Consider the following 13,795-nt stretch of genomic DNA (forward strand, 5'->3'; position numbering starts at 1 on the left):
GGCAAAATAGTGACTGCACTTAGACAAACAAAAGCCCAGGCAGTTCACCCGGGCTTTACTACATTATTCAGCCAGCTTCCATACATCGGCTTTCCCTGGCTCTTCGCCCTTGGTCCACCACTTTGCCTTATAAATCTTGTCTTCGTAGTTCACTTCCGCTCCACCATCATACGCTTTGCTGGAATCCCACGACAGTACGACATCGCTTACCAACTTCCACGCATCGGAACGGTCTGGCTTTTCACCAGTTACCCACCATTTTGCTACGTATTCCAGTCCCTCATACAAGACGCGGTTGCCCTGTACATACACAGCAGAGGAATCCCACTCAGCGATTTCACCTGGTATTTCAGGCTTTTTCTCCTTTGTGCTTGCAGCAAAAGGCGCGCTCTCTTCGGAAATATTTCCTGCTGCATCAACTGCCTTAATCGTATACGTATAAGATGTTCCCGCCGTTAATCCTTTATCGACAAAGGAAGGCTTCTCAACTGTTCCTACGTGGGAGCCATCACGGTAAATCTCGTATTTCACCACACCCACATTGTCACGGGAAGGACTCCACATGAGATCAATTTCTGTCTCTGTTGGATGGTGAGTCATGATTCCTGCTGGTGCTGTCGGTGCTTCTGTATCCACGATATCTTCAGCTTTTGTGCGAACGGTAAGTGCTTTGCTCGCGTTAGACTCTTTCCCTTTGCCATCGACTGCCACAATGGTATAGCTGTAAGCCGTAGCAGGCGTCAAATCTTTGTCGATGTAAGCTGTTTCTTTTGTTGAAGCGATGAATTTGCCATCGCGATACACATCGTATTGTTTGATTCCCTCAGATGCGACGGATTTTGTCCAGCTAAGGTCAATGCTTGTAGCTGTTTGTGATACGGAAGTCACATTGTCTGGAACGGTAGGCTTTTCTACGATACCTGTTCCAGGATTAATCAGATTCACATCGATGGCCTGGTAAAAAGCCATGCCTGTATCAGCAATTTCCCAAACAGCCAAAATAATGTGGTAACCGCTACGATCTGTCGGTACATTGCACGTTTGCGTTAACGTGAATGGCGGTCTTTTCCCTCCGTCCTGGAACGAGCAGAACAGTTCCAAATCCGCTCGGGTAAGTGGCTTGTTAGGATTCCAGCCTTTTTTCGTGATGTAATATTTCCACTCCGCTGTACTATGCGGGGCTGTTAGATTCCAAGTAAACGCATTTTGTCCACCCTGCAAGGTAACCTTGGTCCAGCGATCTGCTGTTTGTGCATAAAGCTCAGGATAGCGGCCTCCACCGGTAAATTCACCATCGGCAGGACCAGATTGCGGAAACCCGCCAATACCCTCTACGCTTTGCGGCTCCCACTGGATTTGACCGCAGCCTTTGTTTTGCCCCGTCTTACACAAGTAAGAACGACTCGCTGGCGATTCGATGTACCCGTGAGCCGAGGCTTTCTCAGCGAACACGAGAGTAGCTGCGCCCGCCACCAGCATCATTGCCAGCATGAATAAAAGCGACAGCCCTTTACTGAACAGATTGTTTCTCAACCCTACGTTATCCATTTATTTATCTCCTCTTTTCTGGATTAGGATCGAATACCATGTTACAGAAAAATTTTCCAGTATTACAGATTCTGAATACCTAAACCAAAACCTGCCAAATACCCTAATTCCAGTAAGGAAATAGGAGATTATTCAGGAATGTATACCTATGCATGAAAATTTATATGCTTCATTCGGGACTTTTTGATCAAAAAAAATTGCCTGCCGAAAATAATTTTCAGCAAGCAACTTTTATTACATCAAGAGCAACGGAACTATTTTCCCGTCATTTACATCGATCAACCCCATATCCGTTAGCTTCAAGGCTGGACTGACTGGTAAGGAATGCGTGCTGATCGACATGATCGGGTTGTAATGATTGTAACCGAGCGACTCCATGGCACGGCGAAGCTGTTCGACTTCCTTTGCCGTCTTTTCCAATGGTTCCTCTGTCAAAATACCTCCGACCGGCAAATGAAGGCTCGCGATCACTTTGCCATCCTCTACCACGTAAAAGCCGCCCTGGTTGCGGATGACTTCATTGGCTGCGACCATCATATCGTGCGGATTATGGCCGACAACCAAGAGATTGTGGTTGTCATGCGAGTAGCTGGTGGCTACCGCACCTCGCTTGATCGTATCGCCGCTGATCAAGCCGTAACCTCGATTGCCGTTTATCCCATAGCGTTCAAAGACGGCAATCAAGCCGTACGGGCTCTCCTCCCACAAGAGTTGCCCTTCCCGTACCTCAGCGATCCCACGGTGATCCTCAGTAAATGTAGAACCGTTTTGAACGAGCATGACCCGACATGGATAGCGATTGTCCGGCACATCTACTGTGACGCGGAAGTCTTGCTCTGTAAGTGGCGATAGCTTGATGCTCTCATAAAAATGTGCAGGAAACTGCTTCGCTTTGACTACTTGTCGGTACTCTTCCTTGGCGTCATAAGCTTTCTTCCCCTTTTTGTAGACGCGCTCGATCTTGAGTTCATGCAGGTCAGACAGCAGCAGGAAGTCCGCTATTTTGCCGGGAGCAATCGCCCCTCGATCCGTCATGTTCATACGTCTGGCAGGGGTAAATGTACTTGCGTAGATCGCGCGTTCTGGCTGCATGCCCATTTGAATGGCTTTTTTCACGATATGGTTCAAATGTCCGCGATTGACCAAGGAATCAGTCATCACATCATCCGTCACAAAGCAAAAATGCTCGGAAACATCTTCTTTGATCAAATAGTCCATGACTTCATCCGTCATCGATTTTTCTTGAATCTCCAGAAACATGCCCGCTGCAATTCTCGCTTCCATGCCCTCACGCGTCTGATGCGTATGATCAGAGTCCACTCCCGCATAAATAACACGATGCAGATCCAAATCGAGCAATTTCGGAACGTGCCCCTCGATGACGAGCTTTGGATACGTCTTGCGGATATGCTCCAGGATGCGATTGGTCTTGCAGTCAGGGTCCTTGATGATGTCTACGTAATTCATGATTTCGCCGAGGCAAATGATCTCTTCGGAGCGCAAGAGCTCGTCCATATCTGCAATCTCGACAGACCCACCTGTCGTTTCCATCGAGGTAGCTGGTACAGAGCTCGGGATCGCGTACAGCATATCAACGACACAATCACGGCTCGCACGAATCATTTCTTTGATCCCTTCGATTCCGAAAACATTGGCCATCTCATGCGGCTCCGGTACGATCGTCGTCACTCCGTTTTGAATCAAGCCAAAGGAAAACGTCTCCGGCGTCACCATCGTGCTCTCAATATGCAAGTGAATATCGACCAGACCAGGAATCATGTAGCGGCCTTGTCCGTCCACGATCTCGGCAGCTTCAAATGTTTCTGTACTGCGCTCACCAATATAGAAGAATCGTTCATCCAAAACAGCGACGTTTCCTTTGATGAACTTTTTAAAATAGCTGTTAAACACTTGGACGTCTTGAATCAACAAATCGACCTTCACGATAATAACCTCCTGTCTTTAGTCCACGAGCACCACTTTGTCTTTTGGAAACAGCAGATTGACGTTTAGGCCAGTCTTGTACGGCGTCTCCATCTCTTGATTGACCGTGAAGTCGCCCAGCTCTGTTTCCACGACATATTGATAGCTGCGTCCCAAAAACGTGCTTACCTTTACCGTCCCACGCAAACGGTTCATTCCCGGCTCGGTGCTCTCTTCTGTTGTCACGAGAAGGTCATCTGGTCGCATTGCGCATTTTTTGCCGGACGGATTTGCCGTACCCGGATTTTTGGACGCGGTAAAATGATGGTCACCGACACGCAAGCCAATTTCTCCGTTCTGCTCGGTGCGCTCTGCGAAATCGATGAAGTTGGTAAAACCAATAAAGCGAGCGATAAATTCGGTCTTCGGATATTTGAAAATCGTGGCTGGATCGTCAAGCTGCTCGATCACACCCTTGTTCATAATCGCCACCTGATCAGAAATGGAGAAGCACTCCTCCTGGTCATGCGATACATACACAGTCGTAATTCCCAACTCCTGCTGAATGCGACGGATTTCTACGCGCATGTTGATCCGCAGGTTGGCATCGAGGTTACTGAGCGGCTCATCGAACAGCAGCAAGTCAGGCTGAATCACCAATGCACGCGCAATTGCCACGCGCTGTCTTTGACCACCGGATAGCTCCTTCGGGAAACGCTTTTCGTAGCCGCCGAGGCTCACGACTTCGAGGATTTGCTGTACCCGGGTCTTTACCTCTGTTTCATTGACCTTGCGCAGGCGCAAACCGAACGCCACGTTATCGAAAACAGAAAGATGCGGAAACAGTGCATAGCTCTGAAACACAAACCCGAAGTTGCGCTTGTTGACCGGAACGCGCGTATAATCTTTTCCTTCAAACATGAATCGTCCATCTTTTGCTTCCAGAAAACCCGCAATCAGACGCAGCGTCGTCGTCTTTCCGCAGCCGCTCGGACCGAGCAAAGAGATGAGCTGTCCTTTTTCGATATTGAGATTGAAGTTTTGCAAAATATATTGATTGTCATAGGCAACCGATACGTTTTCCAGCGTGAGCAATGCCATGAGTTGATGCCTCCGTTATCGTTTTGTAAAGTAGGAAAGCCCCATCAGACGTTCAATGATGAACATGAGAATAGCCGTAAAAATCATGAGCAGCACGGAAATCGCGGCGATCGTCGGATCGAAGTTGTTTTCTACGTACGTCAGCATCTGGATCGGCAGCGTGCTTACCCCTGGTCCCGTCATGAAAACAGAGATATCTACGTTGTTGAACGACTCCAGAAAAGCGATCAGAATCGCAGCAATAATCCCGGAGCGAATATTCGGCAAGACGACTTTGAAAAAGGTTTCGAGGCGACCTGCCCCAAGGCTTAACGCCGCTTCTTCAATGGCGAAGTCAAAGTTGGACAAGGAAGATGCAATAACGCGAATGATAAACGGAAGCATCAGCACCGTATGACCGACGAGAAGTCCCGCATAAATCGGCAAATTATATACAACAATGACGTATTTCAGCATGGCAAAGCCCATCACGATACCCGGAATCAGGACAGGTGAGATGAAAACGCCATTCAAGATGCCTTTGCCGCGAAAATCAAAGCGACTGAGCGCATAGGCTGCCGGAATCCCCAACAAGAGCGCAAAGAAATTGCCCAGCAAGGAAACGAACATCGACGTCTTGAACGTCGTCATGAACATTTCTACATTGAATATGTTTTCGTACCACCGCAAGGAAAAACCCTCCGGAGGAAACTTCAAGACGCTCCCCGGCTCAAACGACGTAAAGGAAATGATAATGAGCGGCCCTAGCAAAAACAGAAAGACGAGAGAGGTAAACAGGGCCAACCCGCGATTTTTCTCCTGCATAGCTTCTACCCCTTCGGATTTAATTTCGTCGCCAGCTTGTTCATGAAGTAGATGACGACAAATGTAATGACAATCATGATCGTGGCAATGACGGATGCCAAATGCCAGTCATTCAGCGTAATCGCATTTTGATACAGGAACGTGGAGATGACCCGCTGTTTTCCACCTAGCAGGGCAGGCGTGGTGTAGGCGGTCAAGCTTCCGACAAACACGAGAATGCTACCGATGATGAGTCCCGGTACACTAAGCGGCACAATGACTTTCCAGAAGGCAGTCAACTTGGAAGCACCCAAGCTTTCCGCCGCCTTCAGCAAGTCTGGGTCGATGTTTTCCATCACCCCTACCAGCGTAATAATGATCAGCGGCAGGAACAGATGAATCAAACCAATCATCATCGCAGTCGGCGTATACAATATTTCCAACGGCTTATCGATGAGCCCGATTGCAAGCAGCGAGCTGTTCAATAAGCCCTTTTTTCCGAGAATAATCATCCAAGAGAACGACCGCACGACAGAGCTGGTCAGCAAAGGAAAAATCGCCAATGCCAGCAGGATGCCTTTTTTGCGTGGGCCGAGCTTGGAAATGTAGTACGCGGCAGGAAAACCGATCAGAACACACGCAATCGTTGTGACCAGACTGACCTGCAACGTTGTCAGCATAATTTTCAGGAAGTACGCATCGGTAAGAAATTGGAGATAGCCTTGGATCGTAAAGCTACCCTCTTGATAAAAGGTGGACGCAATCGTCATCACGATCGGAATGACCATGAACAGCGTCAAAAACAGCACACCCGGCAACAGCAATAAATAAAGACCCGTTTTTCTCATCTGATTAACTCCTGTTCACGGTATCGTCAGGCTTTCAATGCGCCGAGAAAACGCGCAAAGAACGCATCTGCATCTACGTCCAGACAGACGTTTATGTTCGGTTCTTTTTTCAGGCGGTTTTGAAAGTCGCAAACCGTTTGCCCATCACACAACTCACTTCTCGTTTCGATATCTACATATAACTTCTGCGTCTTCACCAGCTTCGGATCGAGTGCGACCGCGACAGCCAACGGATCATGCATAGCGCACGCATAGATGCCATTTCGCTGAAAATAGCGATGAAGGTAATCAGACGTACTCTGTCTCACGTACTCGCCCATCGGGGTATCTCCTAGCCCGCGAATATGCTCCTCGTTCAGCAGCACTCTTCGCGTTACATCCAGCCCAACCAGCGTCAATTGTGGGAATCCAGCATGAAATACGACCTTCGCTGCCTCTGGATCAACGTACATGTTGTACTCCGCAACTGGCGTCACATTGCCATGCTCGCGGACCACTCCACCCATGAAAATGACTTCCTTGACGTGTTGAACAAGCTCCGGACATTTTTTCACCGCCAAAGCCAAATTGGTCAGCGGCCCCGTCATGACGAGCGTAATTTCTCCAGAATGAGCGAGTACGTTTTCTACGATGAAATCAGGGGCAAAGCCAGCAGTCGGTTCCTTGTAAATCGGAACTCCGGCAAGGGCACCGCCCAAACCATCCTCACCATGTACGGCATGCTCGAAAAACAACGGCCGCAACAACGGTTCAGACGCTCCACAGATGACAGGGATTTGCTCGCCGACTTGCAGGAAATCAAGAATTTTGCACGTGTTTTCCGTGGCTTTTCGCAGCGACACGTTGCCATTCACCGTAGTAATGCCAACTAAATCGAATTGCCCGCTTTTCACAGCGAGAATAATGCCAAGCGCATCGTCAATGCCCGTATCGACGTCAAGAATGATCTTTTTCACAAGTGGTCCTCCTCACGTTCATACAAATTCCTATACGTTGAAAAACGAGGGTATATCCGAATTGTCTATACCCTCGCCTATTGTTTTTCTATCGTACGTTATTGCGTGATTTCACGATTCCAACGGTCAATCCATGCTTTGGAGTGCTCGTTTACGAATTTCATGTCCAGCTTTTTCAGCTTGCTTACGGTTTCTTCCCCGTACGTTACACCTTTTGCTTCTTCTTCTGTCAGTTGAACGGTCTTGTTTACAGGGGAATCGATTTTCGCTTTTGCTGTTTTCTCCTGAACCTCTTTGCTCAGTTGATAGTTGATGAAGTCTTCTGCGAGTGCTTTGTTCTTCGAGCCTTTTACGATGTTAACCGTATTCATAACCGCATATCCGCCGCTTGCAGGTTGTACGAAAACAGCTTCTGGAACAGCGGCTTTGATGTCTTTGAAGTACATTTCCATAATCGGTCCTACGCCGATTTCTTCTTGTCCAAACATGTTCACGTATTCGGAGGTCTTATCGTAGAACTTCACGACACTTTTGTTGACTTCTTTCATTTTTGCGAAGGCTTGATCCTCGTTAAATTCCTTGCTGCCCGCAACCGCAGAAGCACTGTCGAGAACCATTGGGCCAGTTGTGGACGTAATGCTTGGCAGTGTCAGCTTGCCTGTCAGCTCTGGGTTCCACAGATCTTTCCAATCCTTGATCTCGGTTTTTACGAGCTTTGGATTGTAGGCAATCCCGAATTGACCAATCGTGTATGCCGGACCGTACTCCTCGCCCAGTGGCGCTTTGGCGATGTCGTAGATTTGATCCAGGTTCGGGATGCGGCTGCGGTCGATTTTTTCAAATGCGCCACTCTCAATCCCTTGCTGTGCATAGTAGTCAGAGAGGTAGATCAAGTCTACATCGGAGCTTCCTTGGCGGACCTTGTTCAGACGCTCTGCGTTGTTCCCTATTTCCAGCACGATTTTCACGTTATGTTCTTTTTCAAACGGCTCATATACTTCTTTGCGGAAAAAGTCTTCGGAGAAGCCCCATGTGGAGATGACCAGCTTTTGTGGCTCGCCCTTGGCTTCGCCGCCAGCTCCCCCCGCTTTTGGTTGATCATTGCTGCCACAGCCAGCGAGTGCCAGTGACATCATAGAAAAAGACAGGATTCCAGCAAGTAATTTCTTCATCGTAATTCTCCTCCAGTTGGGTTCATTTGATGACAAAATATGGTGATACAATAAAAAGAAAAGTACCCTTGATTAGAACGTATCATTCTAAACAAGAGCACTTTTCTTCGTAAACAAAGAGAAGTGACACCCGTTTTTACGCAAAGTCTACGGTCTCCCCTTAAGATAGATCAAAAGAGAAAATCCGAACGATTGCGTCAGGTATTCAGTTCTGATTCAGCTAAAACAACATTCGTGATCGCCCACTGCGTAGGCGCATCATAGTCCCTGAGCACGGCTACCAACAGCAACCCCATCTCTTCTTCCAGTCGTTCTCTCAGTCTCTTCTTATAAAGAAGGGACATGCGAAAATCGACTTCGAGCTTGAGGGCCGGTGCTTCTCCTTCCAACGCTTGTGAGCGCGGAGAGCGGCGATGCTTAGCTTGGAACGTAATCATCTGATTTTCAATCGTGACTCGGAGCAAAGTCGTTCCAAATCCGAACAACTCTTTTGCTATCTCATTATAGATGGCAGACAGCTTTTTTCTAGTTTCATTGGAGTCCACGAGAGTCATGTCATCACCTGCGATAGCTGGCATCGGGTTCATTCGCTCTCATTATACATATGATTTTTTCATTCTTCAATAGAATATTCGTATTTAGATCAATTTCACATTTTTCCACCAAGTCATTCGTTTGCAAAAACTGTTGACACCGAAAAAATCAGTCGTTATAATCCAACTATCCAAATAAGAATTAACAACAATGTTTGGAATGATAATTTCATAGCACATTCTCTTATGAAGAGAGGTTGAGGGACTGGCCCTATGACACCTCGGCAACCTATCACAAACGATACGGTGCCAAATCCAGCGGAATTATTCCGACAGATAAGAGAGGTATTGTTGCAGTGTGGTTACATACTTGCAGTTTTCGCCTCTTCTGTCGGAAGAGGCTTTTTTCTTTTCCATCTTACATCCAGAGAAAAGGGGTATTTTCATGAAAAAAACTGGTCTACTGCTCACTACACTACTGCTCGCTGCATCGCTCGTAACGGCTTGCGGGGGCAAACAAGAAGCTGCGCCTGCTAACGGCGGCACTGCTGCTGAACAAACCTCACTCAAAGTGGGGGTCACTGGCGGCCCACACGAAGAGATTCTCAACAAAGTAAAAGAAGTCGCCAAAGGCAAAGGGCTCGACGTCGAAGTCATCGTTTTCAACGATTACGTACAGCCAAACCAAGCTCTCGATAAAGGAAATCTCGATGTAAACAGCTTCCAAACCATCCCGTTCTTGGCGAAGTTCAATCAAGATCACAAAACAAAGATCGTCGAGGTCGGAAAAACCGTGACGTACCCGATGGGCCTGTACTCCACCAAGCACAAAAAAGTCGAGGACATCCCGGCAGGCGGCGTTGTCGGCATTCAAAATGACCCGACCAACCGAGCACGCGCCTTGCTGCTCTATCAGGCAGCTGGCTTGATTAAGCTCAAGGATGGCGTGGGTGACAACGCAACACCACTGGACATCGTGGAAAATCCGAAAAATTTGCAATTCAAAGAGCTGGAGGCTGCTTTCCTGGCACGCTCGCTGAGCAACGTAGAGGTTGCTTCGATTAACACGAACTTCGCGATGGAAGCTGGCTACTCCCCGAAAAAAGACGCGATCTTCGCTGAGACGGCTGACTCTCCATACGTAAACATCTTGGCAGTCAACGAAACCAACAAAGACAACCCAGCCGTCAAAAAGCTGGTGGACATCTACCGCTCGGAAGAAGTGAAAAAATTCATCGACGAACGCTTTGAAGGAGCTGTACTGCCGTCCTGGTAAGATCGACGCCAGGAACATCAAGAACAACAAGGAGAACTCGTTATGATACAGCTAACCGATATTCATAAGTCGTATCAAGTAGGAAACAAGCAGGTAGAAGCATTGAAGGGCGTATCCCTGCAGGTGGAAAAAGGGCAAATCTACGGGGTGATCGGCTTTAGCGGAGCGGGGAAAAGTACCCTGCTCCGTACCATCAACCTGTTGGAGAAGCCGACCAGCGGTTCTGTGATCGTCAATGGCCAGAACATGCTGACCCTCAAGGAAAAAGAGCTGCGGCAAGCTCGCAAAAAGATCGGGATTATTTTTCAACACTTCAACCTGCTCTCTTCCTATAATGTCTTTGACAATGTAGCGGAAATCTTGCGGATGAATCGCGTCCCCAAAGATGTCATAAAGCGCAAGGTAGAAGACCTTCTCGGCTTGGTTGGCTTGTCTGATAAAGCAAACGCTTATCCTTCTCAGCTATCCGGTGGACAAAAGCAACGGGTGGGCATCGCTCGTGCACTTGCGACCGACCCGGAAATCCTGCTCTGTGACGAAGCGACTTCCGCTCTCGATCCGCAAACAACCGAATCCATTCTGGAGCTATTGCTCGACATCAATCGAAAGTTCAACCTGACCATCGTGCTGATTACCCATGAAATGCAGGTCATCAAGAAAATCTGCGACCAAGTAGCCATCATGGAAAACGGCGTCGTCATCGAGCAAGGCTCTGTTCTGGATGTGTTCAGCAATCCGCAAGAGCAAACGACCCGTAATTTTATCAAAACGGTTTTTGATGATCAGGTACCACAGGAGATTTTGTCCAAGATAAAAGAATCCGGACCCGTTTCCAAAATTGTTCGCGTTGCTTTTCGCGGAGATGCCGCTCTCGATCCTGTTCTAGGCACCTTGTCCGCACGCTTTCCGATCAGCACCAATCTGTTATACGGCTCGATTACGACCATTAAGGGAACGGCGCTCGGCATTTTGCTTTTGCACATTTCTGGTGAAGACCAGCCCATTCAAGATGGCATTCGCTTCTTGCGCGAATCCGTCTACCGCGTAGATATTGTGTCACCAGAGGAGGTGCGGACCTAATGGAGCGTTTGATTGAAATGATTCCGGTATTCGGGCAATCCCTGCAAGAGACCGTCATCATGGTTGGGTTTTCCTTGTTCATTGCGACACTGATCGGGATTCCGCTCGGGATTTTGTTGGTCATCACACAGGCGAACCACCTTTTTCCGAATAAAATCATTTATCACACCCTGAATACGCTCATCAACATTGTGCGTTCGTTGCCTTTTATTATCCTGATGGTTGCAATCATTCCTTTTACAGAGTTGATCGTGGGCACTTCGATTGGGATTGAAGGAGCCATTGTGCCGCTCATCGTCTATACAGCTCCTTATATCTCACGCCTGATGGAAACGGCCCTGCATGACGTAGATCGCGGCGTGATCGAAGCGTACCAAGCGATGGGCGCATCCCGGACGCAGATTATTTTTCGCATCATGCTGCGTGAAGCACGGCCTGGCATCGTCCTCTGCCTGACGATCGCGACCATTGGGTTGATCGGTGCTACTGCAATGGCGGGCGCAGTTGGTGCCGGCGGACTGGGCGACCTCGCCTTGCGCTACGGCTACCAGCAATGGGACATTGAAGTCATGATCATTACCGTCATTATCCTCGTCGTCTTGGTCCAGCTCATTCAATCGTTGGGTAACTGGGCAGCCCGAAAACTGAAAAAGAGCGCGTAAATCGAAGAACCCCTGACGAGATCGCTTGTCAGGGGCTTTTTTGTAGGTATTTAAACCGATCGTCACTGAAAGTGCATTGGATTTTCGCTAGATATTCATGTAGACTTATATGTACAAGTCATTCAAATGAGAGGTGCTACCTAAATAACATGAAAAAACTCATCATGATGTTGGTTGCCGTAATGCTCGTACTCGCTCCGGCCGGAGGATTCATTGATCACGCCGACGCGAAAGGCTATAAGTCCGGGAAAAAATCTTTTAACTCTAATACGGCTCCCACCAATACACAAACACCCAACAAAGCCGATTCAAACGTAAACGCATCAACCAATAAAGGTACGACAACAACTCCTGCTGCTACCGCAAGCAAAAGCGGCGGATTCATGAAAGGTCTCATGATTGGTGGTCTGGCTGGTTTGCTGTTCGGATCCCTATTCGGTGACATGGGTATGCTGGGCTCCATCCTTGGCTTCATGATCAACCTGATGGCGATCCTCGCAGTGATTATCCTGATCCGCAAAGCGTTCGTCTACTTCAAAAACAAGCGTGAGAAAGAACAGGAACTGAACGCATGGAAAAGATAACTTTTTCTGAACAAGATATTATTAATGCGATTTGCATTCATGCAGCTTTCAAAAAGCAGTTGAAGCCACAAGACATCTCCGTCGAGCTGATGTGGGACGAGGAGTATGGCTTCTCTGCTGAAGTACACTGGATGGATCGCCAACAAATCTTCGTCGAGATTAACATGATTGAGGCGATTCGCTACTACCTGGAGACCCAAATGCAGCGCAACCCTTATTCTGCCGGTATCGAGCTGGTATTGGACGACGATGAAGGGATTATCGCTCACATCACCTACTAACACTGGATAATTATTTGTTAACCCAAGGCCAATTTGTTCACACATGTGAGCAGGTTGGCTTTTTCATATTGAATTTGACCTCGTTCCGTTATATACTTTATCTTAGTGAAAATGATTATCATTGTCTTTGTTTACACATACATGTACATACTTTCCTAAAAAGGAGTTGGCCCATTGTGGAGCGCTTATACACGCAAAAGCTGGACATCGGATACGGTGAGCTTTCCATTGTCAAAGACTTGAACATCAGCATTCCTTCTGGAAAAATTACTGCTCTGGTTGGTGCAAATGGTTCTGGTAAATCGACGATCCTCAAAACTCTCGCGCGGATTATGAAACCAACCGGCGGACAAGTATTTTTGGACGGAAAGTCGATCCATCAGCAATCGACCAAGGAAGTCGCCAAGCAACTCGCGATTTTGCCGCAAAACCCAACCGCACCCGATGGCTTGACCGTGTCTGAGCTCGTTACCTATGGCCGCTTCCCCCACCAAAAAGGCTTCGGCTCTTTGACCAAGGAAGACAAGGAGATCATAAACTGGGCTATCTCCATGACCGGCATGGCAGATTTCCATGATCGTCCGGTTGACCAGCTATCTGGCGGTCAGCGCCAGCGCGCCTGGATTGCGATGGCACTGGCGCAAGGAACAGATATCCTGTTCCTGGATGAGCCTACGACCTTCCTGGATATGGCTCACCAGCTGGAGGTTCTCAAGCTCCTGCAAAAGCTGAATGACGAAGAAAATCGTACGATCGTCATGGTCGTCCACGATTTGAACCACGCAACCCGTTATGCACAGCACATGGTTGCCATCTCTCGGGGTACGGTCGTCGCTGAGGGGAGCCCTGCTGAAGTCATGACGCCTGAGATGCTGCGCAAGGTATTCAACATCGAAGCAGACATCCTGACTGATCCTCGCACGGGTGTACCGCTCTGCCTCCCATATGAGCTATGTCATTCTGTGGATCAAAAACAAGCAAACGAAAACACGACCCAACCCGTTTACACGGAAGAGCGCAAGCTGGTTGGAGTCAGATAACGGTTAGA

14 protein-coding genes and 1 riboswitch are annotated in these 13,795 nt (G+C 48.2%); of the genes, 6 read left to right on the top strand and 8 right to left on the bottom strand.

What is annotated here, in order from left to right; genetic code table 11:
- Positions 1-63: 63 nt before the first annotated feature.
- From HP570_RS16105 to HP570_RS16140, 8 genes are all read right to left on the bottom strand, one after another.
- Entirely contained in the window at positions 64-1,548 is a 1,485-nt protein-coding gene (locus tag HP570_RS16105; protein ID WP_173626366.1) for a lytic polysaccharide monooxygenase, read from the bottom strand.
- Between the two features lie 234 nt (positions 1,549-1,782).
- Entirely contained in the window at positions 1,783-3,492 is a 1,710-nt protein-coding gene (locus HP570_RS16110; protein WP_173626367.1) for an adenine deaminase, read from the bottom strand.
- 18 nt (positions 3,493-3,510) lie between these two features.
- Positions 3,511-4,572 (bottom strand): ABC transporter ATP-binding protein, encoded by a 1,062-nt coding sequence (locus HP570_RS16115; RefSeq protein ID WP_142497441.1) that lies wholly within the window; start codon positions 4,570-4,572, stop codon positions 3,511-3,513.
- 15 nt (positions 4,573-4,587) lie between these two features.
- Positions 4,588-5,376, bottom strand: a complete 789-nt coding sequence (locus HP570_RS16120; protein ID WP_173626368.1) for an ABC transporter permease — start codon at positions 5,374-5,376, stop codon at positions 4,588-4,590.
- Positions 5,377-5,381: 5 nt separating this feature from the next.
- Positions 5,382-6,203, bottom strand: a complete 822-nt coding sequence (locus HP570_RS16125; protein WP_015893850.1) for an ABC transporter permease — start codon at positions 6,201-6,203, stop codon at positions 5,382-5,384.
- A gap of 26 nt (positions 6,204-6,229) precedes the next feature.
- Positions 6,230-7,159 (bottom strand): nucleoside hydrolase, encoded by a 930-nt coding sequence (locus HP570_RS16130; RefSeq protein WP_173626369.1) that lies wholly within the window; start codon positions 7,157-7,159, stop codon positions 6,230-6,232.
- A gap of 98 nt (positions 7,160-7,257) precedes the next feature.
- On the bottom strand, positions 7,258-8,331 hold the full coding sequence (locus tag HP570_RS16135) for an ABC transporter substrate-binding protein (protein ID WP_173626370.1): 1,074 nt from the start codon (positions 8,329-8,331) through the stop codon (positions 7,258-7,260).
- Between the two features lie 197 nt (positions 8,332-8,528).
- Positions 8,529-8,885, bottom strand: coding sequence for a DUF2294 domain-containing protein (locus tag HP570_RS16140; RefSeq protein WP_173626505.1), 357 nt, complete (start codon positions 8,883-8,885; stop codon positions 8,529-8,531).
- A gap of 220 nt (positions 8,886-9,105) precedes the next feature.
- Positions 9,106-9,207: riboswitch (SAM riboswitch) on the top strand.
- A gap of 102 nt (positions 9,208-9,309) precedes the next feature.
- Between HP570_RS16140 and HP570_RS16145 the strand changes: the two genes are divergently transcribed.
- The 6 genes from HP570_RS16145 to HP570_RS16170 all read left to right on the top strand — a co-directional run bounded on the left by HP570_RS16145 (position 9,310) and on the right by HP570_RS16170 (position 13,787).
- Positions 9,310-10,140 carry a MetQ/NlpA family ABC transporter substrate-binding protein gene (locus tag HP570_RS16145; RefSeq protein ID WP_015893854.1) on the top strand — a complete coding sequence of 277 codons (831 nt, stop codon included), beginning with the start codon at positions 9,310-9,312 and terminating at the stop codon, positions 10,138-10,140.
- Between the two features lie 42 nt (positions 10,141-10,182).
- On the top strand, positions 10,183-11,220 hold the full coding sequence (locus HP570_RS16150; RefSeq protein WP_173626371.1) for a methionine ABC transporter ATP-binding protein: 1,038 nt from the start codon (positions 10,183-10,185) through the stop codon (positions 11,218-11,220).
- Complete coding sequence (locus tag HP570_RS16155; RefSeq protein ID WP_173626372.1) at positions 11,220-11,882, top strand: methionine ABC transporter permease; 663 nt, start codon at positions 11,220-11,222, stop codon at positions 11,880-11,882. The genes HP570_RS16150 and HP570_RS16155 overlap by 1 nt, the downstream gene beginning before the upstream one ends.
- A 149-nt stretch (positions 11,883-12,031) precedes the next feature.
- A complete protein-coding gene (locus HP570_RS16160) occupies positions 12,032-12,466 on the top strand; it encodes a hypothetical protein (RefSeq protein WP_015893857.1) in 435 nt (144 codons plus the stop codon).
- Positions 12,454-12,747, top strand: coding sequence for a YxcD family protein (locus tag HP570_RS16165; RefSeq protein WP_173626373.1), 294 nt, complete (start codon positions 12,454-12,456; stop codon positions 12,745-12,747). The genes HP570_RS16160 and HP570_RS16165 overlap by 13 nt, the downstream gene beginning before the upstream one ends.
- A 176-nt stretch (positions 12,748-12,923) precedes the next feature.
- A complete protein-coding gene (locus HP570_RS16170; protein ID WP_173626374.1) occupies positions 12,924-13,787 on the top strand; it encodes an ABC transporter ATP-binding protein in 864 nt (287 codons plus the stop codon).
- Positions 13,788-13,795: the final 8 nt, after the last annotated feature.

It is taken from the genome of Brevibacillus sp. RS1.1, from assembly GCF_013284365.1.
GTDB classification, from domain to species: domain Bacteria; phylum Bacillota; class Bacilli; order Brevibacillales; family Brevibacillaceae; genus Brevibacillus; species Brevibacillus brevis_D.

Coding starts and splice junctions, on each gene's coding strand:
- HP570_RS16105 (WP_173626366.1), bottom strand. CDS start 1,548: ATGGATAACGTAGGGTTGAGAAACAATCTGTTCAGTAAAGGGCTGTCG.
- HP570_RS16115 (WP_142497441.1), bottom strand. CDS start 4,572: ATGGCATTGCTCACGCTGGAAAACGTATCGGTTGCCTATGACAATCAA.
- HP570_RS16120 (WP_173626368.1), bottom strand. CDS start 5,376: ATGCAGGAGAAAAATCGCGGGTTGGCCCTGTTTACCTCTCTCGTCTTT.
- HP570_RS16125 (WP_015893850.1), bottom strand. CDS start 6,203: ATGAGAAAAACGGGTCTTTATTTATTGCTGTTGCCGGGTGTGCTGTTT.
- HP570_RS16135 (WP_173626370.1), bottom strand. CDS start 8,331: ATGAAGAAATTACTTGCTGGAATCCTGTCTTTTTCTATGATGTCACTG.
- HP570_RS16140 (WP_173626505.1), bottom strand. CDS start 8,885: ATGACTCTCGTGGACTCCAATGAAACTAGAAAAAAGCTGTCTGCCATC.
- HP570_RS16145 (WP_015893854.1), top strand. CDS start 9,310: ATGAAAAAAACTGGTCTACTGCTCACTACACTACTGCTCGCTGCATCG.
- HP570_RS16150 (WP_173626371.1), top strand. CDS start 10,183: ATGATACAGCTAACCGATATTCATAAGTCGTATCAAGTAGGAAACAAG.
- HP570_RS16155 (WP_173626372.1), top strand. CDS start 11,220: ATGGAGCGTTTGATTGAAATGATTCCGGTATTCGGGCAATCCCTGCAA.
- HP570_RS16160 (WP_015893857.1), top strand. CDS start 12,032: ATGAAAAAACTCATCATGATGTTGGTTGCCGTAATGCTCGTACTCGCT.
- HP570_RS16165 (WP_173626373.1), top strand. CDS start 12,454: ATGGAAAAGATAACTTTTTCTGAACAAGATATTATTAATGCGATTTGC.